The organism is Caulobacter sp. KR2-114, from assembly GCF_049446115.1.
Taxonomy (GTDB): Bacteria; Pseudomonadota; Alphaproteobacteria; order Caulobacterales; family Caulobacteraceae; genus Acaudatibacter.
In genome coordinates this window covers 398,914-423,845 of the sequence record NZ_JBMSEC010000004.1, presented here as the reverse complement: position 1 = coordinate 423,845, position 24,932 = coordinate 398,914, and the positions used below count along the sequence as shown (strand labels likewise).

Below are 24,932 nucleotides of genomic sequence, written 5' to 3'. Positions count from 1 at the left end.
CGCCAAACCTAGAGTTCACCACCCCCGCCCAGGACACGCCATGCAGCTCGAGGCCTTCCCCACCAACGCCCGCCCGCCGGACATCGTGCCCGGCCGCCCGCAGCGCGCCTGGATGGACAAGTTCTTCGACCGCCATCCCTACCGCTGCCTGCCGCTGGCCATGGCCAACACCACGGGGTGGGAGATCCTCTGCCCGATCAGCTTCACCGCCGAATGGAACGGCGGCCTCAGCCAGGCGGACATCAAGATCACTCCGGACCATCCCGTGCCGAACCTGCACGAGATCGTCGTCAGCCACTTCAGCCACGGGGTGCTGACCTTCCACCCGCAGTACCTGTTCCGCACGCCCGAGGGCTGGTCGACCTGGGTGATGGGGCCGCCCAACCACGTCAAGGACGGCATCCAGCCGCTGATGGGCCTGGTGGAGACCGACTGGCTGCCGTTCCCCTTCACCATGAACTGGATCTTCACCCGCCCCGGGCGGGTGCGCTTCACCAAGGGCGAGCCGTTCTGCTTCATCACCCTGATGCAGGACAAGCCGCTGGAGGACTTCGACCTGGTGCAGAAGTCGCTCGAGCGCGACCAGGACCTGATCGGCCAGTACGAGGCCTGGCGGCGCCAGCGCGACGACTTCAACGCCAAGCTCTTCAAGCGCGAGTCCGGCGCGGTGAAGGAGGCCTGGCAGCGCTACTATTTCCGCGGCGAGCTGCCGGAAGACACCGGCCCGGCCCCCAAGTCGCACACCAACAAGCGGCGGCTGAAGCCGCTGAAGCTGGGGTTCTGAAAACCGTCAGAGCCCCCTTGCAAACCGGGAAAGCCTCTGCGATAAGCCGCCTCCCGATCGGGCGGCCCACTGGGCGGCCCAGGAGCGCGGGCGTAGCTCAGGGGTAGAGCACAACCTTGCCAAGGTTGGGGTCGTGAGTTCGAATCTCATCGCCCGCTCCATTTTTGTTTAAGAGAATCAGGTGGTTGAGTCGGCCCGCAAGGGCCAATTTCTGATTGTCGGACAGGGCGCCGCCATCGCCCCCACGCCACGCCACGCCACGCCACGCCACGCCTCGTCCAAGGCCCGGTCTCGGCGCCTTTGAACGTCGGGCGCTGGGCTCCTCTCCCGCTCAGTGATGTGGAGCGAAGGGTGTCGCCTAATCGAGCCGCCCCTCAAGAGTTCGTCTGTGAGACGTCATTGCTCCATACGTGAAGATTGAGCCTCAGGCGACGAGCTGACTTGAGGGGTGAGTGATTTGGCGCCGGCGACAGCAGACCGCATGAAGTTCTAGTCATGGAAGCTCGCGCGCCTCCGTCTATGGAAGAGTTGTTCTTGAAGGGGCGCGTGGCGTTGCAACAAGCTGACGTCGCCGCCGCAGACTCTTCGTGCGCGCCCACGCCAGGCGGTATCGGCGGCTTTGGAACATGCTATCATCTCATGGTTGTGAGGGGCTCTAGCCTCCCGCTTGTCCGCCATTTTTGGAGCCATCGAGACCACGGGTGACACAAGCTTGAAATCTACCCGCCTGCTGGTTGAGTTTATCTCGTCAAGAGAGAAATTTACGACTGGAGAAAATTGTTTGAAGTGATATCGCCCTATGGGTGTGATACGGCGCTTATCAAGCGTAGGCGGGAGCGATCCCGCATATCGGGCGTAAGCGGGGGCGTTCATGCGTATCGTGGCGTTTGCTCGGCGGCTTGGTGTTCCCGTCGGCCTGGCTTCAAGCGTGCTGGCCATATTGCTGGGGCTGGTGACCGTGGCGGGCGCGCCGCCCCAGGCCCAGGCCCAGTCCCTGACGGGCAATTGCTGGAGCACGGTGATCCCCGGCGGCGGCGCTTGCTACAGCAATCCACAGCAGGCCTGCCAGCGGCAGTTCCAGGAATACGCGTACACCCACATCGGTCCCTATGAGCCCTACACCGATACCCAATACTGGTCGGTGAAGAACTGCCACTGGGTCTGGCACATCGGCGACAGCGGGCCGTCCGCCGTCTTCTACGTCTGCCCCGACGGATCCAGTCCCGTCAGCGGCAAGTGCCCCGGCCTGGACCAGGTCCCCTCGCAGCCGTGCAACTGCGGCCAGAACGGGGGCGGCACGCCGAACGTCTTGACGGACCATCCCATCGACATCCTGAGCGGCAACAAGTCGTTCCAGGTCGACGACTTTTCGACCGCGGACGGATCGCTGCGCCTGCACCGCATCTACAGCAGCCTGGGCTACCAGGGGGCGGCCAGCCAACCGATCGCCGATCCGCTGGGCATGACCAACTGGTTGTTCGACTTCCAGTACGAACTGCATCTGGGATCGGACTGGACCAACTACAGCATCCTGGCGCTGACGACGCCGGACGGCCGCGGACTGGCCTTCTACAAGGCTACCGACGGCACGCTGAAACCGTTCGTCAGCAGCAGCTACAGCCAGCCGCAGACCGACCTGACCCTGGCCTTCGTCGGCAGCTGGCCGGCTTCCCTCAGCACCCTGACCAGCGCCTCCACCCAGTGGACGCTGACCGACGGCGACGACACCACCTGGACCCTGCAAACCTTCCTGGATCCGCAGACCGGCCTCTACGACATCGCCCGGCCGGTGACGATGATCCGGCGCGACGGCGTGCAGTGGACCTTCTCCTACGCCACCCCCTACCAGCTGCTGGCGATCACCGACTCGTTCGGCAAGCAGATGACGTTCGACTGGATCGTCAACGATGCGCGGGCGGCCGGCGGATTTGCCGCGGTGCGGGCGATCTCGGCGGTGCACCTGCCGGGCGGCTACACCATCAAGTACAATTACGACACAGTCGGCTCATTCGGGACCGGCTTCGTCGAGCCGGACCGCCTGTCGCAGGTGCAGTACCTGGACGCCTCCGGCGTGGTGCAGGATCAGGTCAGCTACCAATACGGCAACGCCAGCTTCCCCAACGCCCTGACGGCGATCCTGGACAAGAATGGCGTGCAGCGCTGGTCAGTCACCTATGACAGCCAGGGTCGGGCGACGAACAGCACCGGCCCCTCTGGCGCGGACAGCGCGACCGTCGCCTACGGGACGATCAGCGCCGGTCCGTCGACGTTCACGCGCACGGTCACCAATGCGCTGGGCAAGCAGTTCACCTACACCTTCGCCCGGTCGAGCTCCAACCAGATCTCGCTGAGCTCGGTCAACAGCGCGGCCACCGCCAACACGCCCGCCACCACCACCGCGTACGCCTATGGCTCGGACAGCTTCGTCTCCTCGCACACCGACGAGAAGGGGGCCGTGACGACCTACACCCGCGATCCACGCGGCATGGCGGACCAGACCGTCGAGGCCAGCGGCACGACCTCGGCGCGCACCAGCACGACCACCTGGGACGCCACGCGCCGGCTGCCAAGCCAGGTCGTCGCGCCCGGGGTGACCACCAGCTACACCTACGACACCACCGCCGGCGGCGGCGCCGCGGGCGGCGGGGTGCTGAACAACAAGCGCTACTGGCGGATCCGGATCACCAATTCCAACGGCGCCTACGGGGGTGGCAACTACTACACCAACATCGCAGACCTGCAGCTGTATGAGACGGCCGGCGGCGGTGAGGCGGGGCGCACCGCGGCGGCGAACTGGACGTCGAACTACAACTCCAGCTATCCGCCGGCGAACGCACGGGATGGGGCGATCTCCACCGAGACGAGCCTGGTGAACGGCTCCAGCGGTCCGCCTTACACCAACACCTGGTGGATCTTCGACTTCGGCGCCGGGGTCTCGAAGACGATCCGCGGGGTCGCCGTCACCGCGCCCACCGACTCAACCACCGGGCCGCCCTCCGACTTCGCCGTGGAGTGGTCGCCGGACGGCAACACCTGGACGTCGGCCTGGACAGTCAGCGGTCAGACCGGCTGGAGCCTTGGCGAGACGCGGCTCTTCGTCGACCCGGCTTACAGCTACACGGGCTCGTTCTGGGGCAGCCATCTCTACTGGCGCGCCGAGTTCGGCTCACACGCCAGCGGCCAGTATTCCGTGGCGGAGCTGCAATATCACGCGACGCCCGGCGCCGCGGACGAGATCGGTAGCGCCACCGTCAGCGCCGCATCCTACTACACCGCTGGGCCCAATCCGCCGAGCTACGCGCACGACGGCAACGCCTCCACGTCCTGGCGGTCGACGTACACCAGTCCGGACCAGTGGATCCAATACCAGTTCGCCTCGGCGGTCCCCCTGGCCGAGGTGCGGCTGACCGCGCCCAACAACAGCACCTACGTCGAGACCGTGACGTCCGGCAGCATGGCCTATTCGGATGACGGGGTGACCTGGCGCGAGGCGTTCCCGCTGCTCCACCCCTCCGCCTGGACCTCCGGCGAGGCCCACACCTTCACCGACCCCTACTACCACTGATCGCAGCCCATGCGCTTGGAGTATCGTCCCATGTCTCGCTTGGTGACCCTGGGCTGTGCGGTGGCGGCGGCCATCTGGACCAGCCTCTTCTGCGGCGGCGCCGCGCACGCCCTGTCGACGGGCCGGCCGACGTCGATCGTCCAGACCGACACCACCAGCTTCACCACGCCCTACGCCACCAACGGGCGCACGCGCACCTGGAGCTACACCTGGAGCGCGGCGGGTCAGCTGCTGACGGCCACCGACCCCAACAGCCACACCACCACCTATACCTATAATTCCAGCGGCTACCTCGCGACGGTCACCGACGCCCTCAGCCACGTCACCACAGTCACCGCCTGGGACTGGCGCGGCGCCCCGACCTCAGTCACCGACCCGAACAGCGTCGTCACCACCTTCAGCTACGACATCCATGGCCGGGTGCTGACGGCGACCGTGAACCCGGGGGCCAGCCAGTCGCAGTACCAGTTCGCCTACACGGCGATGGGCGACGTCTCGCAGGTGACCCTGCCCGGCGGCGGCTACCTGCAGTACGCCTACGACGACGCCCGCCGGGTGACCCTGATCACCAACAACCGCGGCGAGACCCAGGCCTTCAGCTACGACGCCAACGGCGACCAGCTGTCGCAGACCACCAAGAACGCCTCCAGCACCATCACCCAGCAGCGCACCGCCGCCTACGACGAGCTGGGCCGGCTGCTGAAGTCGATCGGCGCTGCCGGCGCGGCGACCCAGACCACCAGCTTCGCCTACGACAAGCTGAGCAACCTGACCTCGACCACCGACCCGCTCAGCCACACGCGGCAGACGGCGTTCGACCCGCTGAACCGGGCGATCACCGACACCGATCCGCTCAGCAACACGGTGCAGTACGCCTACGACGGCCAGGACAACCTGACGACCCACACCGACGGGCGCAGCCTGGCCACCACCCGCACCGTCGACGGCTTCGGCCGGGTGATCCAGGAGGTCAGCCCCGACCGCGGGACGCGCAGCTACTGGTACGACAGCGCCGGCAACCTGACCAAGCTGGTGGACGGCGACAGCGAGGAGACCGACTTCGCCTACGACGCCCTGAACCGGCTGACGTCCAAGACCTTCCCGGGCGATGCGGCCGAGACGGTCACCTATACCTACGACCAGACCACCAGCGGCAACGCCGGCGTCGGCCGGTTGACCAATGTCGCCGAGCAGTCCGGATCCACCCACCTGACCTACGACGCCCAGGGGCGGCTGGTGGCCGACGCCAAGGTGATCCAGGGTAACGGCTACACCGTCGGCTACGCCTACGACGCCAACGGCAAGGTGATCCAGATCACCTATCCCTCCGGCCGCATCGTGCTGATCGCGCGCACCACCGACGGGCTGATCACCGGCGTCACCACCAAACAGACTGCCGGGTCCAGCGCGGTCAACGTGGCCACCAGCGTCACCTACGCGCCGTTCGGCCCGCTCACCGGCCTGACCTACGGCAACGGCCTGAACCTCACCCGCACCTACGACCAGAACTACTGGCTGACCGAGACCAAGGTTAACGCGGGAACCACCACCCCGCTCGACCTGGGCTTCCAGTGGTACGACGACGGCCGGATGGGCGAGGTGGACGACAACGCCGGGACCGGGCGCACCACCTACATCTCCTACACCAACGCCGGCCAGCTGAACTACACGAACGGTCCGTGGGGCCAGGAGTCGTACGCCTACGATGCGGCGTACAACCGGATCGGACTCTATTCGACGGTGGGCGGGGTCACGACGTCGAACAACGAGATCACCTGGGGCACGTCGAACCGGCTTGCCAACATCCAGGACAACAGCGGGACCATCAAGCGCAGCTTCGCCTGGCGCCTGGGCGGGGATCTCTACTCCGACAGCACCGTCGGTGGGGACAGCTACCAGTACAACTACAACGCCCTGAAGCGGGTGGTTCAGGTGCTGAAGAACGGGTCCGAGGCGGGGACCTACGGCTACGACTACCAGGGCCACCGGGTGTGGCGCAGCGTGGACGCCTCGGGGGCCAACACCCAGTACGTGTTCGACACCGCCGGCCACCTGCTGGCCGAGCACAACGGCTCAACCGGGGCGGTGCAGAAGGAATACATCTGGCTGGACGACCTGCCGGTGGCGGTGGTCGACTGGACCACGGGCTCGCCGTTTATCTACTACATCCACACCGGCCAGATGGACGAGCCGCTGGTGCTGACCAACGCCTCCAAGGCCAAGGTGTGGGACGCCTGGGTCAACCCCTGGGGCAAGGCGGGAACCTTCGGCACGCCCAGCGAGGCGATCGACCTGCGCCTGCCGGGCCAGTGGCTCCAGCTCGAGACCAACGGCCTGCATCAGAACTGGCATCGCGACTACGACCCCAGCATCGGGCGGTATGTGCAGGCCGACCCTCTGGGGATCGCGGCGGGACAGAATGTATATGCCTATGCCAACAACGATCCCCTGGATTTCAGCGACCCGCTGGGTCTCGTGCCCAATCCGGCGGAGGCAACCTGTGTCGACCCCGCTCAACCGGTTTGCTGGGTAGGTGCTGCCGCGGACGCGATCAGCGACGCTGTTGCTGCCGCAAAAGCGGCCCAGGCCGTTGCGGATCAGTTGAAGAAGAAGAAGGATTGCGATTGTGAGAGGCTTCAACGCCAGATCTATGAGGCGATGTCGATGGTGGTAAAGAGAATCGCCGACCTTGCAAATGATCGGCACCAGCTATTCGGCGGCAGCTTCAATCGTCCCGGCCCAGGCGCTCCCAAAGGCTCGGGCTCTTGGCAAGGGCACGTTCAGCAAGCGGAGGGCTGGCAGACCCGTTTGAAAAATCTCATCCGGGAAGCTCGGATGAAAGGATGCAAAGTGCCATATGGGGCCGACGCGATAGCAAACCTGGGCATTCCAATAAATCCGATGGGGCGATTCTAGATGGCGGCGGTGGCGGACCGCATAGCGATGCTCTTGAGTGCCGATTGGTTCGCAGAGGCTGCGCGGCGGAACTTCCCTATTCTCGAAGGTCTCGAGGGGCTTCGCGAGGAATGCCGTTCTATTGTTAAGGGGTTCATGCGTGGAGAGGAGGTTTACTGGTGTGTAGACTTTTCAAAGGAGCGAGTCTTTAGTACAGTCAATATGCTATCATCTGCGATAGATCGAAATGTTTCGGGAGGGTATATAGATTTTGTTGCGAAAGACATTATTGAATACGACATAAATCCATCATCTTTTGGTGGGGCGGTGCCGCAATACACGGATTTTTGCCGGTCAGTGATGTCTGGCAATATTGAATATCCGGCGAACGAGTCGAGGTCGAAGCTCGTATCGGAGATATTCAATGAGATGATTGTTGATGTCGATTTTGATCTATTGCGGCAAAACAGCGGATCGCCCTGGGATTCTTGGCTTGTTTCGCTAACTAGCGATATTCCGAGCTATCTGTCTGACTTTATGTCGGAATCTGTAGTTGGTAGAATTGAGCTATTTCTAGTTTGGTCATTCATAAGAGAGCGATACGACGCGCAATTTCTGTCAGAATTCACGAGTTGGGTTTCAGCGGAAATGTCACGGCTCTGCGGTAGAGAAGTTTCACCTCCGAAGTGGATGTAAGTTCAAGATCAATCTGCTTGGGCGCGCGGGCCCTGGCATCTCAGCGAGGACTGCGATTGTGGGGTCAGGGTTAAGCGAGCTTACAAGGGGGTGTGACAGGCGGCGCGCCGCGGCCAGCCCACCCGGGCGGCCAGACGCGCCGGCCAGTCCGCGGCCTTAGTAGCCGCGCCTCGCCAATCACCCGGCGGCCGTCGCGGCGCTCGGCCTGATACGTCGACCATGTTGCGCACCAGCTCGCGCGCGTCGGTGAAGGCGATGAGGCCGGCCTGCAGGGCCATCATCTCTGCCAGCGCATTGGATGGTGATTGAGCTGGGGCGGTCCGTGTTGTTCGTGCCCACAGGTGACGGCTCCCGCCTGTGTGACCGACATTACTCATCCAGCTGAACTACACGAACGGCCCTTGGGGCGAGGAGTCGTACGCCTACGATGCGGCGTACAACCGGATCGGCCTCTACACGACGGTGGGCGGGGTCTCGACGTCGAACAACGAGATCACCTGGGGCACGTCGAACCGGCTGGCCAACATCCAGGACGCCAGCAGCAGCATCAAGCGCAGCTTCGCCTGGCGCCTGGGCGGGGATCTCTACTCCGACAGCACCGTCGGCGGGGACAGCTACCAGTACAACTACAATGCCCTCAAGCGGGTGGTTCAGGTGCTGAAGAACGGGTCGGAGGCTGGGACCTACGGCTACGACTACCAGGGCCACCGGGTGTGGCGCAGCGTGGACGCCTCGGGGGCCAACACCCAGTACGTGTTCGACACCGCCGGCCACCTGCTGGCCGAGCACAACGGCTCAACCGGGGCGGTGCAGAAGGAATACATCTGGCTGGGCGACCTGCCGGTGGCGGTGGTCGACTGGACCACGGGCTCGCCGTTTATCTACTACATCCACACCGGCCAGATGGACGAGCCGCTGGTGCTGACCAACGCCTCCAAGGCCAAGGTGTGGGACGCCTGGGTCAACCCCTGGGGCAAGGCGGGAACCTTCGGCACGCCCAGCGAGGCGATCGACCTGCGCCTGCCGGGCCAGTGGCTGCAGCTCGAGACCAACGGCCTGCATCAGAACTGGCATCGCGACTACGACCCCAGCATCGGGCGCTATGTGCAGGCCGATCCGCTGGGGATTGAGGCAGGGCAGAATCCTTTTGCTTATGCCTATGACCAACCCTTAACGTATTCCGACCCTGAGGGCCTATGTCCGGCGGAGTGCAAGAAGCTTCGAGGCGAGATCTTTTTGCAATTTGCGAAACTACAGAAAGAATTTCTTAAGTATGACCCGGTGGAAGACGCGAAAGGCGGGTTTCGAATGAGGGGGGGCGGCTAACAGTCCCGGGTGGGCACTACGCAGAGATCCTGGATTTGCAACAGGGTCTGAGGAACAGATTGTATAAGTGGTACAAGCTGAGATGCTGGGAGGATGATGACGATGGACCTGGCCTACCGCCGATACCGCGTTCCATCGATGAGGCGTCGCGCCGGCCAGTGGCTAAGCCCAAGATTCGCCCCCCAGGTGTGCCCTTCGTGCCTTTGCCAATTGTTGCGGGTGAGGGCGCTGGAGAGGGCGTTGCAATCGGCGAAGCCGCCCTCGAAGCCCTCGGACTCCTTCTTGCATTCTAAAAAATTGAATGAGCGCCGTCATGTCAGTGCTAGTTGAGATCATTAAGTCTGGAGAGTGTGATCGCATTGCTTCCGTCCCCAATATAGGCAGGCTCATCGACGAGCCCGACGACCAGCTCACACCCTTGCTGTGGTCGATCATACTTGGAAATTCGCTCTGTGCGCATGAGTTGATGCGACTCGGGGCTGATCCATCCATTGGTGACGAAGACGGCCTCACGCCCCTCATGTACGCGGCCCAGAACCATGACCTTGAAGCGGTCTGCGCCTTGATCGCCCATGGTGCCGATGTGAACTCAACATCCGTTGATGGGCTCACCTGTCTTATGCGGGCGGCTGCTGTAGGAGACGGCGATATCGTGAAGGTTATCCTTGAAAAAGGGGGCGACTGTCACAAGGCTGACGGCGCGGGTAGAACCGCCTTGCATTGGTCCGCTACTGAGCATGACTGTCCGAACGTCCTGAAAATGCTTCTCCAGGCTGGCGCTCCGGTGGATGCACTAACAATGCCGATGGGTTGGAGCCCTCTGATGTACTGTTCTTGGTTGGGGCGAGAGGGAATGGTCCGAGAGCTTCTGGAATTTGGTGCCAATCCGGCGATCCTCAGTGCGGATGAGAACAAGTCTGCTGCCGATTTGGCGCGCGAAGCTGGCTTTGTCGAGTTGAGCGATTCTATAATCCAATATACCGATTTAAGTCGGGGCGGCGATTAGGAGGGCCGTAACGATGGGAAGGCGTCAATGCCTCTGTCGTAACAGATAGAGTTGTCATGTTATTCTTGCTTTTTAGGATGATCCTTCTGGAGCTAAGGTCTCCAATGATCTGGATATTGAGTTGGATTCCGCTTAACGTCTTGATCTTGCTTAGCGGAAGTTTGCCAGACTTGTTTATGATCTGGGTGGCGTTGGGGATTCAGGCCTTCATTTTGTTGATGGCTGTGGTGAATGATATTTCAAAGATCAGGAAGTTCGGCGGCGGTGTAAGCGCCTCTTGTGCGCGGTCGGGTGTCGATCAAGTTGCTTTCCTGCGTGAATACTCACTTTGGGCTGACGGCTTCAAGCGTCAGTAGGTGGTGCCAACATTGGATTTGCTGGCGTAAGCGTCTGCGGTTCCCGAAACCTCGAATTTGAGAAGATGGAAGCGCGTCTTGCCCCGCCCTTCCTCCCCCCAAGCCGCCGGCCGGCAGCCCCGGCCAGCCCCATCCTCGGGGGCGAGGTCTGCAAGTCACGCCCGCGCTTGCAGCGAACCCGCGGCGCCCAGGTCGTCGTGGTCTTGAAGTCGAATCCCCCCAATCACCCGCCTTCCGCCGCGGCGCTCGACTTGCACCACCACGTCGACGCTCGCGCACGTCGGTGAAGGCGACCCGAGGTCGGCCTGCAGCGCATCATCGCCAGCTAAGTCAGAGCCTTGTCGGGGCTGTCGGCGTGCGGGGTGGCGATCGATCTGGGGTGGTCGGTCTTGTTCGCCCCCGCGGGTGAAGGCTCCTGCCTGTGTAACCGGCATTGCTCGCCCAACTGAACTACACGAACGGCCCTTGGGGCGAGGAGTCGTACGCCTACGATGCGGCGTACAACCGGATCGGGCTCTACACGACGGTGGGTGGGGTCTCGACGACCAACAACGAGATCACCTGGGGCACGTCGAACCGGCTTGCCAACATCCAGGACGCCAGCAGCACCATCAAGCGCAGCTTCGCCTGGCGCGTGGGCGGGGATCTCTACTCCGACAGCACCGTCGGTGGGGACAGCTACCAGTACAACTACAATGCCCTGAAGCGGGTGGTTCAGGTGCTGAAGAACGGGTCGGAGGCTGGGACCTACGGCTACGACTACCAGGGCCACCGGGTGTGGCGCAGCGTGGACGCCTCGGGGGCCAACACCCAGTACGTGTTCGACACCGCCGGCCACCTGCTGCCTTGAATCCAATCAGGGCGCCCACGATGGCGCCTGATCCGGCCGGATCGGCATAGGTCTGCGCAAAGGCCGGGGCGGCCGCAGCAACCAGCACGCCAGCCCCGACGGCGACTGACAACATCTAACGCTTCAAGATAAACTCCCGCTACGCGCGTGCTTGCGCAGACCCCTATAGCCGCGTTGGGCCAAACCCGTTCACGTGGAAGGAGCGCGACCTGGCACGCGAACGCCGATGCCCACACAGCCTACGGTATCGGTTCGCACGAGGCGAGAGCAAGAGACTTGCGGCCCCAACTGCTCGCCAAAGCTTCCAGAAAAGCTGCGCAAAACCGGATGTCCAGGACTGGTTCGCCCGGGCTTCCGCAGAACCCATGGAGGAGGAGAAGGCGGGCCTCCAAGGCGTTCGTCGAGCAAGCTGAATAGTCGTCGCTCCCTTTCTTGTTCGCTCGCCAAGTCAGTTTCGCGCTCCGCAGAGACACAATCATTCGGCGACCGGGATCTCGGCGGTGGTGACTAAGGCTTTCGATGCCATAGGTTGATAAGAACTCGTCAACCGGGAAATTTGCGACCGAAGGAGAATTTCAAGCGAGGCAGTCGCGCATCGAGCGTGCTACCCGTGACCGCCCGGAAACGCCATCGTGCAACCCAGGGGGCGGCGCCACAAAGTTGAAACAATTCATTTATCAACTTTGGATTCACATATCCTCAGGATTGTAACGCCAGTCGTTGTCTCGCTTAGAGACGTGCTGGAACTGCGTGCATGGCCTCCGTTGCTGACCTATCGCCGGGCTTGCAGGCGGGCGCGGCGCTCGATCGTTCGGACCGTCGCGCAAGCCGGTTGATCCTGCTGGCGATGCTGCTGCTGGTGGGGTTGGCGTCGGTGCAGCGGGCGTTGACCAAGCCGATCGACGTGGGCTTCGACGAGCTGGCGCACACATCCTACATCGCACAGCTGCAGTCCTCGGACGTGCTGTGGGTCGACCTCGGCCGGCTGCACAGCCTGGACGCGAGAACGATGCGGTTGACGCAAGGCGCCAGCTACCTAAACCACCCGTCGTTCTACTATCGCCTGGCCGCATGGGCCGGGCCGGGCGTCGAGGGCGACCGCGGCGCGCTACTGGTCCACAGGTTGATGAACGTGGCCATCGTCCTGGCCGGCGTCTGGGCGCTGCTGGTCGCGCCGGTGCGCGCCGGCTGGACCGTGCTCCAGCGGTACGCCTACAGTTTTTCCCTCGTCACCATACCGGTGCTCGCGCCGCTGGCCGGAAGCGTCAGCAATGACAACCTGGCCTTCGCTGGCGGCGCCCTGGCGATCTGGGGCGCCTTCCGCCTGTTCGAAGATGCTCCCTGCGAGGCGGTCGCGCAGACATCCCGCCGCTGGGGCCTGGGGCTGCTGTGCCTGGGCGTGCTGATCGCGGGGCTTACCAAGCTGACCGGCATGATGCTCGTGGGCGGATTCGCCCTGACGCTGGGCGTGGCCCTGACGATGCGGCGCAAGCTATCGCCGGGCTCACTGGCCTGCATCGTGGCGGCGGTCGCCCTGGCGTCTATCCCCTATGTCGCCTTCGTCCTTGCCTATGGGAGTCCCGCGCCCAACACGCCGGCCCAGGCGGCCATGCTATTGCAAGGCAGCATCCGCACCGGCTGGAACGCCGCGCCGCGCCTGGGGCCAGCCGCCTATGTCTGGCACTTCCTGCAGGAATTCTTCCTCAGCTGGCTACCCACCCTGGACAGTCGCAGCGCCCTCAACCTGACCGCGGCGGTCTTGCCGGCCATGGTGGTTGTCCTGGCCGGGGCGGGGGCAGGCATTGCGGCGCTGCGTCTTCGCGCCCCGGGCGGCCTCTCGGCTCCGGGGGCCATAGCCGTCAGCGGCCTGGTGGCCACGGCGGGAACCTTCGTTGTCCACATCGCCTTCAGCTACCAGCGTCACCTGCAGACCGGATGGCTGCTGGATGCCGCGCCCCGCTACTACCTGCCGCTGGCGGCGGCCGTGCCGATTGCGGTGATCAACCTGACCGACGCCCTGCCCGCGCGCTGGCGACCTTGGGCGGTGGGTCTGTTCCTGGCGGAGCCGGTGGCGTTCGCTGTGCTCGCGACGCCCTTGCGCTGAGACGCCCCTCTCGGCCAGGGCAGGCTGGGGTGGCGTCGCCGCTCGCCGCGCCCGCCCCCCCCGACCGCTACCCGCCCCTCCATGCCGGGCCAGTGAGGCTGCGGGAGGCCGGGCCTCAGAGCCCGAAGGGATAGGTCTCATCCTCGCCCGTCGAGGTGACGGCCGGCAGAGGCGTGGACGCGCGGCTCTCGTCGAACCAGACGAAGCCGCCGTACGGATCGGACAGGGAGGCGTGCGCGTAGTGACTGGCGCGTTCGCTTTCCGGTCGGCAGGCGACGCCGATGTAGCGCTCCAGGCGCGCCGCCCTGAGCGAAGGCCACGCGATCTGCGAGGGTCCGGTGGTCAGCATCCTCGTCAATATGGTCCGCCACGCGGTGACGTATGGCGCGAGCTCGACATCGGACAGCTCTGCCGCGAACGGTTCGGCGACGAACAGGGCTTCGAAGGAGTCGGGCCCGCTTCGATGGCGGCGATGCTGGGCGCCCCACGACCGGGCGGCGGCGGCGCCGGGCGCCCGGCGCGGGGCAGTTTGGCTTCGAACCAGTCGCCGGCCAGGGCCATCACCTGTTCCAGCGTCCCCGGCTCCTCGAACAGGTGGCCGGCGGTCGGGACGAGCTCCAGGGCCTTGTCACAGGTGAGTTGCGCATAGGCGCGCCGGTTCAGCTCGATGACCGCCTCGTCCGCGCCGCCGACGATCAGCAGCGTCGCCGCGCGGACATTGCGCAGCGCCTGATGCGCGAGGTCCGGCCGCCCGCCGCGCGAGACCACCGCCCCGATCCTCGCGCCCGGCCTTGCCGCCGCCACCAGCGCGGCCGCCGCGCCGGTGCTGGCGCCGAACAGGCCGACGGGAAGGCAAGCCAGGCCGGGCTGCTCGTCGATCCAGGCGGCGGCGTATTGCAGCCGGTCCGCAAGCAGCTCGATGTCGAACACCTTCCGGCGATCCGCCGCCTCGTCCTCGCCCAGCAGGTCGAACAACAGGGTGGCGAATCCCCGGCGGTTCAGATCGTCGGCGACGGCGCGGTTGCGCCGGCTCAGACGACTGGAACCGCTGCCATGGGCGAACAGGACCACGCCCCGCGCCTCTGAGGGACTCTGCAGATCGCCAGCCAGCCCAAGCGGCGGCAGCCGCACCTGGCGATGGTCGATCGTGGGGTCGGCGGCCGCCGGCGCGGCCCAGACCCGACCCAGCAGCGCGACGGTCTCCTCGTCGGTGAGCTGGTGGAAGTCGTCGTAGAAGGCGCCCACGCCGTAGAACGGGTGCGGCGTCTCAAGACAGATCACCTCGTCGGCCTCGGCGCGCATCGGCCCGAGCGCCTCCTCCGGCGCGACCGGAATCGCCAGGACCACCCTGGCCGCCCCCTGGCGGCGCAGCGCGCGCAAGGCGGCCTTGGCGGTGGCGCCGGTGGCCAGGCCGTCGTCGACCACGATCGCGGTGCGGCCGGCGGGGCTGACGCGGGACCGCCCACCCAGGTACAGGGCCCGCCGCCGTTCGATCTCCGCCAGCTCGCGCCTGCGCGCCTCGTCGAGAAAGGCCGGGGTCGCGCCGGTCGACGCTTCGACGTCCTCATTGACGACGGTCTGCGGCGCCTCGCCGTCGACCACGGCGGCCAGGGCGAGCTCAGGCTGGCCGGGTGCGCCGATCTTGCGCACCAGCACCAGGTCGAGCGGCGCCCTGAGCGCCCTGGCGACCTCGACCGCGACCGGTACGCCGCCGCGGGGCAGGGCATAGACGGCCGGCCGTTCGAAGCCGAGCGGCCGAAGCCTGGCCGCCAGCCGGCGGCCCGCATCGGCGCGGTCGAGAAACAGCGAACGGGGGTTGGCGGCTGACATCAGCATCGTCCTGTGGCCACGGGACGGGGTCCGATGGCTCCGTCCGGGAGCGCCACGTGCGCGGGTTCGCGCGGGGCGCGTCGGCCGTGGAGGGCATCCTGCACGTCCATGATCTTCTCCGGCTCAGCAAGACGTCCGAAGATTTCGCGCCTCGTGAGGGCAATGGACCATGATCTGCGTCAAGCCGGATCGAAGAGCGCCTGCGGCATCCGGACTCCACGGAACGCCGGGTTCTTCTGGTTGACGTCGATCAAGGCGGCCCGCACGCCCCCAGGTCGATACTTGGTCGACAGGAAAGGCGACCGCGCGAGGACTTCGTCATGCCAGAGCTCAGTCCTGACACCGCCTTTGCCATTCTGGAGATGGCGCGCGTGCTCGACAGCAAGGTCGAGGAGACCGACCCGCGCTCAGCCTCGAATCCGAGCGACGACAACGGCGTCGACGGCCTCGAAGCCCGGGCCTCCGACCCCACGCGCCTCGAACTGACGTCAGCGATCCAGGATCTCAACGAGGACGAACAGCTTGATCTGATCGCGCTGATCTGGATCGGGCGGGGAGACTTCACGCTCGCGCAGTGGGAAGAGGCGCGCCAGAGCGCCCGCGACATCGGCCGGGCGCGGCTTCCTCGCTACGTCGCCGAGATTCCGCTCGTCAGCGACTACCTCGACGACGCGCTGTCGCAGCTGGGCTTTTCCCTTGAGGACTACCTTGCAGCACACTGAACCAGGGACCGGCGCCGCAGGCTTGCTTGCTCTGGTCGCCGCGGTGCTGCTGATCGCCCCGCCCGCCATCGCGGGGGGCGCATGCGGCGTGGTCGGCGCGACGGCCGACGTGCATTGCAGCGCCCCTCACCCCGCGGCCGGACAGGCGTTCGAGGGCGTCGTGCTGCACGTCGTCGACGGGGCAACCTTCTGCCTGGCGCAGGGGCCGACACCCGACCGCTGGATACGCGTCAGGCTTTCCGGCGGCGAGACGGGCGGACGCCGCGCCCTGATGGCGGCCGCCTTCGCCAGGTCGCTGGTGTGCGTGGCCTCGCGGGACGCCGGACAGGCCGTCGAGGCCACGTGCTTCGTCTCGGGCTCGAACCTGACGGCGTTGAGCCGCGACCCGGCCGTGCTGGCCCAGGCCGCCGACTGGCGATGACGCCGTTGCGCCCGGTCGGCTTGAACATGGATCGGCCTGAGCAGGCCTGAGCTTCCTTCGCGCGCATTCATCGCCGCCGCGCGACCTTCCGATGCAACCCTTGTATAGTGCGGCGCCTGTTGGTCTTGTGGCGGGTTGTGACCATCGGGGGACACGATGGATTGGTTCAGCTCCGTTTTCAGCACCGCAGGCTTTCTGCCTCACGGCTATTGCATCCTCTGGCGGCCCGACATCCTGACGCTGCACGTCGTGTCCGACCTGGTGATTGCGATCGCCTATTTCAGCATTCCGGGGGCGATCCTGGCGTTCGCCAGAAGCCGCGCCGACCTTACGGCCGAAGAAAAGCGTATCGCGCTGCTGTTCGGCCTCTTCATCACCGCGTGCGGGGTCACCCACCTGATGAGCATCGTCGTGCTGTGGCGGCCGCTCTACGTCCTCGACGGGCTGGCCAAGGCTGTCACCGCACTGGCCTCGATCGCCACGGCCATCGCCGTCTGGCCCCTGCTTCCGCGGCTGATGCGCATCCCTTCGCCCAGCGCCCTGGCCGAGGCGAACCGGCGGCTTGAGGAAGAGGCGAGCGCCCGGCGGGCCGCGCTGGAAGCCCTCGGCGCGGCGCGGGACTCCCTGGAGGCGCAGGTCGAAGCGCGGACGCGCGAGGCCCGCGAGTTGTCCAGCCGCCTGACCGCGGTGCTCGACACCGTTCCGGACGCCATGATCGTCATCGACGAAAGGGGCGCGATCCAGTCGGCCAGCGCCATCGCCGAGCGTGTCTTCGGATACACGCGGGCCGAGATGGTGGGGCGCAACGTCAGCATGCTGATGCCCGAGCCCTACCACGGTGAGCACGACGGCTACCTGGCGCACTACCTGGCGTCGGGGGAGCGCCGGATCATCGGCATAGGGCGCGTGGTCATGGGGCGCCGCGCCGACGGCGGCGTGTTCCCGATGGAACTCGCGGTCGGCGAACTGAAGCTCGACGGCGCTCGCCAGTTCACCGGGTTCGTCCGCGACATCACCGAGCGCCAGGAGAGCGAGCGCCGGCTGCAGGAGCTGCAGTCCGAACTGCTGCACGTCTCGCGTCTCAACGAGATGGGGCAGATGGCCTCGGCGTTCGCCCACGAGCTCAACCAGCCGCTTTCGGCCGCCAGCAACTACCTGTCCGGTGCGATACGGCTGCTGCACAATGGTCAGACCGCCCGCGCCGCCGAGGGCTGCGCCCGAGCCGTCGAACAGATCGGCCGAACGGGAGAGGTGATCCGGCGGTTGCGCACCTTCGTCGGCCGTGGCGATGCGACCCGACAGGTCGAGGACCTGGCCAAGCTGGTCGAGGAGGGCAGCGCCCTGGCCCTGGTCGGCGCCCGGGCCGACGGGGTGAAGGCTTCGATGCGGCTGTCGGACGAGGCGCCGTCCGCCGTGGTCGACAAGGTCCAGGTGCAACAGGTGGTCGTGAACCTCGTGCGCAACGCGGTCGAGGCCATGGCGCCCTCGGTGCGGCGCGAACTGACCATCTCCACCGCGGCCGGGGAGGCGGGCTTCGTCGAGATCGCGGTGGCCGACACCGGGCCGGGCCTCGCCCCGGACATAAGGGCCAAGCTCTTCCAGCCGTTCAACTCCTCCAAGGCCACAGGCATGGGCGTGGGGCTGTCCCTGTGCCGCTCCATCGTCGAGTCGCATGGCGGCCACATATGGGCAGAGGATGGCGCCGGCGGCGGCACGATATTCCGCTTCACCCTGCCGGCGACCTGAGCGCCGAACACCGCGCCGGGCGGGACGCCGCAGCCCCCGCAAAGACCCCGAGGGGCTGGCTCTTGATATGCCGCAAGGTCCGAAGGCGGCCGGCATGGCTCCCTGCGGTCGTGACTCGCAGACCGTCTTCTTCCAGGCCCGCGCCCGCCATGCCGCCCTCGCGGTTCGTGCAGAACGCCGTCATCGCCGGCAAGCTGCGCCACTACGCCCGGCTGCTGGAGGAGCAGCGCGCCAACCCTTTCCGCGTGCGCGCCTTCGCAAAGGCCGCCGACGTCGTTGCGGCGCTTCCCAGGCCGGTGGGCGACCTGCTTGCCGAGCAGGGCCGCGAGGGCCTCACCGCGCTGCCGGCGATCGGCGAAGGCATCGCCACGGCCGTGGCGGAGCTGGCCAGCACGGGCCGGTGGTCACGGCTGGAGCGCCTGTCCGGCGGGCTCGAACCCGAGGCCTTGTTCCGGTCCATTCCCGGCATCGGTCCGCGGCTTGCGCGCCAGGCCGTCGAGGATCTGCATCTCGGCTCGCTGGAGGCCCTGGAGGCGGCGGCGCACGATGGCCGGCTGGACGCGGCGCCGGGCTGGGGCGCGCGCCGGGTCGCCATGGTCCGCGCGGGGCTGGCGGAGCGCCTCGGCGCGCGACGTGCGGCCACGCCGGGCGGGAACACGCCCTTGCCGGATGTCGGCGTCCTGCTGGACGTCGATCGCGAGTACCGTGAGGCGGCGGCGAGCGGCCATCTGCAACGGATCGCGCCGCGGCGGTTCAACCCCGCGGGCGAGGCCTGGCTGCCGGTGCTGCACACTGAACGCGGCCCCTGGCGCTTCACCGCCCTCTTCTCCAACACGGCGCGGGCGCACGAACTGGGCCGGACCCGCGACTGGGTGGTGCTCTATCATGAGCGGGACGGGGTCGCCGAAGGGCGCCACACCGTGGTGACGGAGACGCAAGGGCCCCTGGCGGGCCGCCGCGTGGTGCGCGGCCGGGAGGCGGAATGCGAGCGGCTCGGCGGCGCCCCGCTTCCGTCCGGGTTCGCCGTCGCCGCGGACGCCTGACACAGATCAAGGCGGCGCTTCAGGATCGCGCGCAACGTCCGCAGGCCGCTTCCAGGAGGATACGTCATGCCCTTCGCCACGCGAACGTCAGCGAGCCTGTTGCTGGCCGTGAGCCTCGCCGCCGTGCTGAGCGGCTGCAAGCGTCCGTTTCCGCCCAACGTGTCGCCGCCGGACGTGAAGCCGGCGCCTGCCGGCGCGATCCTCGCCCTCGGCGCCGTCGCGCCGTCGACCCCGCCCACGCGCCTGCCGCTGGACGGCGAGGCCACGGTGGGCGGGGCGCCGGTGGCCTGCACCGGGATCGGCCAGACCCGGCTGGAGCCGCGCTGGCAGGCCTATCCGGTGCGCGTGGAGTTCTCGAACGCACGCAATGAATACCTTGCCGGCGCGCAGGTCGCCCTCTGGGACGGCGCCGGCCGTCAGCTGCTGACGGTGCAGTGCCCCGGTCCGTGGGTGCTGATCCGGCCGCCCCCCGGCGCGTACCGCCTCGAGGGTCGCCTGCTGGATGTCCAGGCTGCGCCGCGAAGCGCGAGGTTCCGGCCACCGGCCAAGGGCCAGATCCGCCTGGTCCTGCAATTCCCGGACGGCTGACCCGGCGCGCCATATCGACACGGAGTTGCAAAAATCGCTGGACAGCTTCAGGGCGCGGGCGTGTCGTGGTCACGCCAGGCGCGACCCTTGGGGTCGACACCGGCACCCTAGGAGGAGGGCGCCGTGGAGTTGTTCATCATCAACGCGAACATCGAGCGCTATCAGGCTCTGCTACAGGTGGAGCGGGATCCGCGACAGCGCGCCGTCCTGACAGGTCTGCTACAGGCGGAACGCGACAAGCTGCATAGACTTGAGCGCCGGCCGGCCGGTCTGGAGTCGTGCGTTTCGGCGATCCGGCCCGACGGGACGGTGGCAGACCCGCGGCAGTAGGCCCGCACAGGGCGACGGTCGACGCCGCCCGCCCGGCCGCGACCCGGCGGCCTGGGCCGCTTGCGTCCCCTATGCCGCCGCCAGCGGCATGGTCAGGGCCACGCGGGTCCGCCCCGGGGCGGAGGTCCAGGCGATGACGCCGCCGATGGCCGCGGCGCGGGCGGCGAGATTGGCTAGGCCCCGGCGTTGCGGGCCCTCGCCGGACGGCGCCGTCGCGGCGGCGACGTCGAAGCCGACTCCGTCGTCGACGATCTCGATCGCCACCTGCGGGCCGCTGGCGCTGACCGACAGGCGGACCTCGCGCGCCTGGGCGTGCTTGACGATGTTGGTGAAGATCTCCTGCACGATGCGCAGGATGTGCAGCGCGTGCTCGGGGGTGATCTTCGGCAGCGGCGGCAGCTGGCCGACGCTCCAGACCAGCCGGATGCCGGCCTGCTCGAAGCGCGGCTCCAGCCGGTAGCGGGCGGTGGCCAGCAACAGCAGCAGGTCGCTGTCCACCGGCTCCAGGGAATCGATCGCCAGCTTCAGGTCGTCGAGGCAGCGGCGCAGGATCTCGGCGGTCTGCTCGGGGGCCGCGCCGCCGCGCTCCACGGCCACCAGGGCGCCGATCAGCGAGGAGCCGACGCCGTCGTGCATGTCGCGCATCAGCCGCTGGCGCTCGCGGGCCAGCATCTGCTGCTGCTCGCTCTCGCGCAGGCGGTCGTAGGTCACCGCCAGTTCGGCCTCGCGCTCGGCCAGGCGGCTGGCCAGCTGGCCGCGGGCGGCCTCGGCCTCGCCCAGGGCCGCCAGGTGCCGGTCGACCAGGATGTAGAGGAACAGCATCGCCTGCAGCGCCGGCATGTACGGCACGGCGTAGACGCCCTCGTCGCTGAGCTTGAAGGCGCTGATGGCGATGTCGATCAGGGCGATCGGCAGGGCCAGGGAGATGAACAGGCAGTAGAGGAAGCCGATCCGGGTCGGCGACTGGCGGTACCCCCACCAGGCGACGGCGATGGTCAGCAGGTTCAGCGAGATGTTCAGCAGCCAGATCAGGCCCAGGTGGTCCTGCAGCCGGATGGCGAAGGCCACCAGGCCCGTGGTCCAGGCGGTGAAGCCGACGGCGAAGGCGAGCACCAGGCGGCGCATCCAGGCCGTGGCGCCGCCGATGTAGTAGCTGACCATGACGAAGGTCAGGGCGTCGTACCAGGTCTCGCTGTTGCTCTCCATCCACTGGAAGGCGTTGTCGGAGATCGGGATCGGCCCCGCGCCGACGAAGTATTCCAGCGAGTGCAGGCCGGCCAGGGCGGCGACGGCGAAGATCAGCAGATAGGCCGGCTCCTGACGCCGGCGCAGCCACAGGCCCAGGGTGACCAGGCCGATCAGGGTGAAGGTGACGCAGCCCCACTCAGGCGCGGTCACCTGCAGCAGCCGGCGCATCTCATAGCGCGGCGCCAGCGCATCCTTGGGGCCGACCCAGAAGGTCGACAGGTCGTAGCCGTTGCCCGCCTCGGCCTGCAGGCGCACCAGCACCTGCTTCGGCGGCGGCGAGGCCGGTCCGGCCAGCTCGACCCAGACCGGCAGGTTGAAGCCGTTCCACTTGGCGCTGCCCTGCGGCGCCCAGACCAGCCGGCCGTCTGCATAGATCGCCGCATGGCCGATCGCGCGCCAGCGCGGCAGGTAGAGGTAGGTGGCCTGGCCCGACGCCGGCAGCGACAGCGACGCGCGGTACCACGCCTCGACGATCTGCCGCCGCGGCAGGTGGCGGTCCTTGGTGGCGTGCGGCAGGGTGACGGGCGTCCAGCCGCCGGCCAGGGCGGCGGGGTCCGCCTGGGGCGGCGGCGCGGCATAGCCGGCGATCGGCGTCACCCGCATCTGCACGGTGGTGACGTGCGCCACCCCCTGCGAGGCCGGGGCGGGGGGCAGGGCGGCAGGCGGCGCGGCGAAGGCCCGGGGCGCCCAGGCGCCGCCCAGGGCGGCCAGCAGCACCAGCACAAGAGAGCGCCAAGCCATCCGCGGCATGTCCGGTCTGTCGGCCGCTCAGCCGATTCCCAGCCGCCGCGCGGCGAGGATAGCCTCCGACTTGGTCCTCACGCCAAGCTTGAAATAGATCCGCCGTACGAAGGTGCGCACCGTGTGCGGCGACACCGACAGGCGCTCGGCCACCTCGGTCTGGCTGAAGCCCTGGGTGACCAGCTCCAGCACCGCCTCCTCGCGGTGGGAGAGGATGCCCAGCGGGTTGGCGGCGGCGGTCTCCGGTTCGCGCGCCGGCGGGGCGAACCGCGCCAGCAGCCGGCGGGCGATCAGCGGGCTGATCGGACTGCCGCCGGCGTTGAGGCTGCGGATCTCGGCCGCCAGCCGGCCCTGGGCGCTGTCCTTCAGCAGATAGCCGGTGGCCCCGGCCTCGATGGCGGCGATCACGTGCGCCTCGTCGCCGAATACGGTGGCGACCATCACGTCGCAGTCGCGCCAGACGATCCGCGCGGTGTGGATCAGCTCGATGCCGGAGCCGTCGGGCAGGCCGAGGTCGACGATCAGCACATCGGCGGGCGGCGATTCCAGCAGGGCGAAGCCGCCGGCCAGGTCGCCGGCGCTGGCCACCAGGCGCATGTCGCCGGCCGCCTCGATGGCGCCGCGGGCCAGGTCGCGAAAGCTCGGGTCGTCGTCGACGACGACCACGTTCAGGCAGGCGGATGACCCTCCGTCGCGCACCCTCTTCCCCCGTTGGCCGACCCAGAAGCCCGCACCCTAACCCGGGCGGCGGACCCCTGTCTGTCCCCTCGTTCGGGCGACAGCCGTCCCGCAAAATCCGCCCGGAAAAGCGCATTTGTCGCCCGATTGGGGTGACAGACAAGCCGCCGCCCGGGCGGGCACACTGAACGTTGTTACGGCGCCGCGTGCGCGCTGTGCTCGAACGCCTGGGGGATTTTCGTGGCGCCTGACGGTCGAACCAACTCGCGGACGCGTGGGCGCCGGCTTGCGCCCTGGGCTGTGGCTGCGGCGGCGGCCGCGGGACTGGCGGGCCTGCCGCCGGCCGCGGCCGCGGCGCCGACCCCGCCGCCCGCGGCGGCGCAGCAGGGCGAGCAAATCCAGCGCCAGCAGCAGGAGCAGCTCGACCAGGACCAGACGCGGATCCTGACCAACCCGCGCGGCCAGACGGTGATCGAGGTCCCCACCCACCCGCAGGCGGTCGCGCCCAAGGGCGCCTGCCAGCTGATCACCGAGATCCGCTTCCTGCACGCGCCGAAGATGGGCGACAAGGACCGGGAAAAGCTCACCGCGCCCTATCTGAACCGCTGCCTGGGCCTGGGGGACGTCGAGAACCTGCTGTCCGACATCACCCGCTTCTACATCGACAAGAGCGAGCCGACGACGCGGGTCTACATCCAGCCGCAGAACCTGACCAAGGGCGTGCTGGTGCTGGAGGTGGTCGAGGGCAAGGTCGAGAAGATCGTGCTCGACAACCACGGCGTCCACGGCGTCAACCTGACCACCGCGTTCGGCCGCCGGGCCGACACGGTGTTCAACCTGCGGGTCTTCGAGCAGGGCCTGGACCAGGTCAACCGGCTGGCCTCGAACCACGCCACCCTCGACATCCTGCCCGGCTCGGCCCCCGGCGAGAGCGTGATCGAGATCCGCAACACGGCCGGCGCCCCGCTGCACGTCTCCGCCTCGTACGACAACGCCGGCCAGCCCAGCACCGGGCGCAACCAGGGGGCCGTCAGCCTGATCGGCGACGACTTCTTCGGCCTCAACGACCAGATCAGCTACACGCGCCGCCAGACCATCCCGGACGGCCGGCCGAACGCCGATTCCCGCTCCAACAGCGTGCTGGTGTCGGTCCCCTACAACGCCCTGACGCTCACCGTCGGGGCCAGCGAGTCCGACTACACCTCGCAGACCGTCACCAGTGGCGGCACGGTGTTCGTCCTGTCGGGCTACACCCGCAACATCTTCGGCGAGCTGGACGCCGCCGTGTGGCGCAACCGCCGCAGCAAGCTGGACCTGTCGGCGACGATCACCAGCAAGCTGAACCGCAACTTCGTCGACGGCGCCTACCTGTCGGTGAGCTCGCGCTCGCTGACCGTGCTCGACCTGTGGGCCGACTACACCACCCTGGTCGGCCACGGCAGCATGAAGCTGGGGCTGGGCTGGTCGCAGGGGCTGAGCGCGCTGGGGGCGTTGCAGGACGCGCCGGGGACGCCGGCCGATTCCGCCCACGCCCAGTTCGGCAAGCTGCAGGCGAGGGCCTACCTCAGCCTGCCGTTCAAGCTGGCCGGCCAGACCCTGGTGTTCACCAGCGAGGCTCAGGGGCAGTACGCGCTCAAGCCGCTGTACAGCAGCGAACAGATCGTCGTCGGCTCGCCCTATACGGTGCGCGGCTTCCTGCTGGGCAGCGTGATCGACGACCGCGGCTTCTACGCGCAGAACGACCTGTCGCTGGTGCATCGCGCGCGGCTGTTCGGCCAGTCGGTGACGCTGCGCCCGCACATCGGCCTCGACGCCGGCTACGCCACCGGCGTGGCCTCCGGCCTCGGCGGCGGTTTCCTCAGCGGCGGATCGTTCGGCCTGGCGGCGCAGGCCGGGCGGATCTCGATCGACGCCTACACCAGCCATTCCATTTCCCGCGCCGGGCTGCGCGACGAGGGCTTCGTGACCTTCGTGCGCGCCACCCTGTCGCTCTAGGGCCCAGC

19 protein-coding genes, 1 tRNA gene and 1 pseudogene are annotated in these 24,932 nt (G+C 67.4%); 17 read left to right on the top strand and 4 right to left on the bottom strand.

What is annotated here, in order from left to right; genetic code table 11:
* The first annotated feature begins 40 nt into the window (after positions 1-40).
* The 10 genes from ACO2Q3_RS17145 to ACO2Q3_RS17100 all read left to right on the top strand — a co-directional run bounded on the left by ACO2Q3_RS17145 (position 41) and on the right by ACO2Q3_RS17100 (position 13,582).
* A complete protein-coding gene (locus ACO2Q3_RS17145) occupies positions 41-784 on the top strand; it encodes a DUF6065 family protein (protein WP_423308698.1) in 744 nt (247 codons plus the stop codon).
* An 86-nt stretch (positions 785-870) separates the two neighbouring features.
* Positions 871-945: transfer RNA gene (locus ACO2Q3_RS17140), tRNA-Gly, on the top strand.
* Between the two features lie 710 nt (positions 946-1,655).
* On the top strand, positions 1,656-4,349 hold the full coding sequence (locus ACO2Q3_RS17135) for a discoidin domain-containing protein (protein WP_423308697.1): 2,694 nt from the start codon (positions 1,656-1,658) through the stop codon (positions 4,347-4,349).
* A gap of 30 nt (positions 4,350-4,379) precedes the next feature.
* Complete coding sequence (locus ACO2Q3_RS17130) at positions 4,380-7,265, top strand: RHS repeat-associated core domain-containing protein (protein WP_423308695.1); 2,886 nt, start codon at positions 4,380-4,382, stop codon at positions 7,263-7,265.
* Positions 7,266-7,940, top strand: coding sequence for a hypothetical protein (locus ACO2Q3_RS17125; protein WP_423308693.1), 675 nt, complete (start codon positions 7,266-7,268; stop codon positions 7,938-7,940).
* 462 nt (positions 7,941-8,402) lie between these two features.
* On the top strand, positions 8,403-9,266 hold the full coding sequence (locus tag ACO2Q3_RS17120) for an RHS repeat domain-containing protein (protein ID WP_423308691.1): 864 nt from the start codon (positions 8,403-8,405) through the stop codon (positions 9,264-9,266).
* Between the two features lie 301 nt (positions 9,267-9,567).
* Positions 9,568-10,272, top strand: coding sequence for an ankyrin repeat domain-containing protein (locus ACO2Q3_RS17115; protein WP_423308689.1), 705 nt, complete (start codon positions 9,568-9,570; stop codon positions 10,270-10,272).
* A gap of 104 nt (positions 10,273-10,376) precedes the next feature.
* A complete protein-coding gene (locus tag ACO2Q3_RS17110; RefSeq protein WP_423308687.1) occupies positions 10,377-10,628 on the top strand; it encodes a hypothetical protein in 252 nt (83 codons plus the stop codon).
* A gap of 433 nt (positions 10,629-11,061) precedes the next feature.
* Positions 11,062-11,478: a hypothetical protein gene (locus ACO2Q3_RS17105; protein ID WP_423308685.1), complete on the top strand. Its 417-nt coding sequence runs from the start codon at positions 11,062-11,064 to the stop codon at positions 11,476-11,478.
* Positions 11,479-12,232: 754 nt separating this feature from the next.
* Complete coding sequence (locus ACO2Q3_RS17100) at positions 12,233-13,582, top strand: hypothetical protein (RefSeq protein ID WP_423308683.1); 1,350 nt, start codon at positions 12,233-12,235, stop codon at positions 13,580-13,582.
* Between the two features lie 115 nt (positions 13,583-13,697).
* On the opposite strand, the gene ACO2Q3_RS17095 is transcribed toward ACO2Q3_RS17100, so the two are convergent.
* Together ACO2Q3_RS17095 and ACO2Q3_RS17090 are read right to left on the bottom strand one after the other, a co-directional pair.
* Entirely contained in the window at positions 13,698-14,126 is a 429-nt protein-coding gene (locus ACO2Q3_RS17095; RefSeq protein ID WP_423308910.1) for an erythromycin esterase family protein, read from the bottom strand.
* Positions 14,127-14,173: 47 nt separating this feature from the next.
* Positions 14,174-15,412: pseudogene (locus tag ACO2Q3_RS17090) on the bottom strand (phosphoribosyltransferase family protein); the annotation flags it as partial.
* 320 nt (positions 15,413-15,732) lie between these two features.
* Here ACO2Q3_RS17090 and ACO2Q3_RS17085 point away from each other — a divergent pair.
* From ACO2Q3_RS17085 to ACO2Q3_RS17060, 6 genes are all read left to right on the top strand, one after another.
* Complete coding sequence (locus tag ACO2Q3_RS17085; RefSeq protein ID WP_423308681.1) at positions 15,733-16,134, top strand: DUF3775 domain-containing protein; 402 nt, start codon at positions 15,733-15,735, stop codon at positions 16,132-16,134.
* A 22-nt stretch (positions 16,135-16,156) separates the two neighbouring features.
* Complete coding sequence (locus tag ACO2Q3_RS17080) at positions 16,157-16,555, top strand: hypothetical protein (RefSeq protein ID WP_423308680.1); 399 nt, start codon at positions 16,157-16,159, stop codon at positions 16,553-16,555.
* Positions 16,556-16,711: 156 nt separating this feature from the next.
* A complete protein-coding gene (locus tag ACO2Q3_RS17075) occupies positions 16,712-18,301 on the top strand; it encodes a sensor histidine kinase (RefSeq protein WP_423308678.1) in 1,590 nt (529 codons plus the stop codon).
* Positions 18,302-18,450: 149 nt separating this feature from the next.
* Positions 18,451-19,344, top strand: coding sequence for a helix-hairpin-helix domain-containing protein (locus ACO2Q3_RS17070; RefSeq protein WP_423308676.1), 894 nt, complete (start codon positions 18,451-18,453; stop codon positions 19,342-19,344).
* A gap of 66 nt (positions 19,345-19,410) precedes the next feature.
* Entirely contained in the window at positions 19,411-19,932 is a 522-nt protein-coding gene (locus ACO2Q3_RS17065) for a hypothetical protein (RefSeq protein WP_423308674.1), read from the top strand.
* A gap of 123 nt (positions 19,933-20,055) precedes the next feature.
* Positions 20,056-20,262, top strand: a complete 207-nt coding sequence (locus ACO2Q3_RS17060; RefSeq protein WP_423308672.1) for a hypothetical protein — start codon at positions 20,056-20,058, stop codon at positions 20,260-20,262.
* Between the two features lie 69 nt (positions 20,263-20,331).
* Here ACO2Q3_RS17060 and ACO2Q3_RS17055 read toward each other — a convergent pair whose 3' ends face one another.
* Entirely contained in the window at positions 20,332-22,251 is a 1,920-nt protein-coding gene (locus ACO2Q3_RS17055) for a sensor histidine kinase (protein WP_423308670.1), read from the bottom strand.
* 27 nt (positions 22,252-22,278) lie between these two features.
* Positions 22,279-22,950 carry a response regulator gene (locus ACO2Q3_RS17050; RefSeq protein ID WP_423308668.1) on the bottom strand — a complete coding sequence of 224 codons (672 nt, stop codon included), beginning with the start codon at positions 22,948-22,950 and terminating at the stop codon, positions 22,279-22,281.
* Between the two features lie 279 nt (positions 22,951-23,229).
* Here ACO2Q3_RS17050 and ACO2Q3_RS17045 point away from each other — a divergent pair, with 279 nt between their 5' ends.
* Positions 23,230-24,924, top strand: coding sequence for a ShlB/FhaC/HecB family hemolysin secretion/activation protein (locus ACO2Q3_RS17045; RefSeq protein ID WP_423308666.1), 1,695 nt, complete (start codon positions 23,230-23,232; stop codon positions 24,922-24,924).
* Positions 24,925-24,932 lie beyond the last annotated feature (8 nt).

Coding starts and splice junctions, on each gene's coding strand:
- ACO2Q3_RS17145 (WP_423308698.1), top strand. CDS start 41: ATGCAGCTCGAGGCCTTCCCCACCAACGCCCGCCCGCCGGACATCGTG.
- ACO2Q3_RS17135 (WP_423308697.1), top strand. CDS start 1,656: ATGCGTATCGTGGCGTTTGCTCGGCGGCTTGGTGTTCCCGTCGGCCTG.
- ACO2Q3_RS17130 (WP_423308695.1), top strand. CDS start 4,380: ATGTCTCGCTTGGTGACCCTGGGCTGTGCGGTGGCGGCGGCCATCTGG.
- ACO2Q3_RS17125 (WP_423308693.1), top strand. CDS start 7,266: ATGGCGGCGGTGGCGGACCGCATAGCGATGCTCTTGAGTGCCGATTGG.
- ACO2Q3_RS17115 (WP_423308689.1), top strand. CDS start 9,568: ATGAGCGCCGTCATGTCAGTGCTAGTTGAGATCATTAAGTCTGGAGAG.
- ACO2Q3_RS17110 (WP_423308687.1), top strand. CDS start 10,377: ATGATCTGGATATTGAGTTGGATTCCGCTTAACGTCTTGATCTTGCTT.
- ACO2Q3_RS17100 (WP_423308683.1), top strand. CDS start 12,233: ATGGCCTCCGTTGCTGACCTATCGCCGGGCTTGCAGGCGGGCGCGGCG.
- ACO2Q3_RS17085 (WP_423308681.1), top strand. CDS start 15,733: ATGCCAGAGCTCAGTCCTGACACCGCCTTTGCCATTCTGGAGATGGCG.
- ACO2Q3_RS17075 (WP_423308678.1), top strand. CDS start 16,712: ATGGATTGGTTCAGCTCCGTTTTCAGCACCGCAGGCTTTCTGCCTCAC.
- ACO2Q3_RS17070 (WP_423308676.1), top strand. CDS start 18,451: ATGCCGCCCTCGCGGTTCGTGCAGAACGCCGTCATCGCCGGCAAGCTG.
- ACO2Q3_RS17065 (WP_423308674.1), top strand. CDS start 19,411: ATGCCCTTCGCCACGCGAACGTCAGCGAGCCTGTTGCTGGCCGTGAGC.
- ACO2Q3_RS17055 (WP_423308670.1), bottom strand. CDS start 22,251: ATGGCTTGGCGCTCTCTTGTGCTGGTGCTGCTGGCCGCCCTGGGCGGC.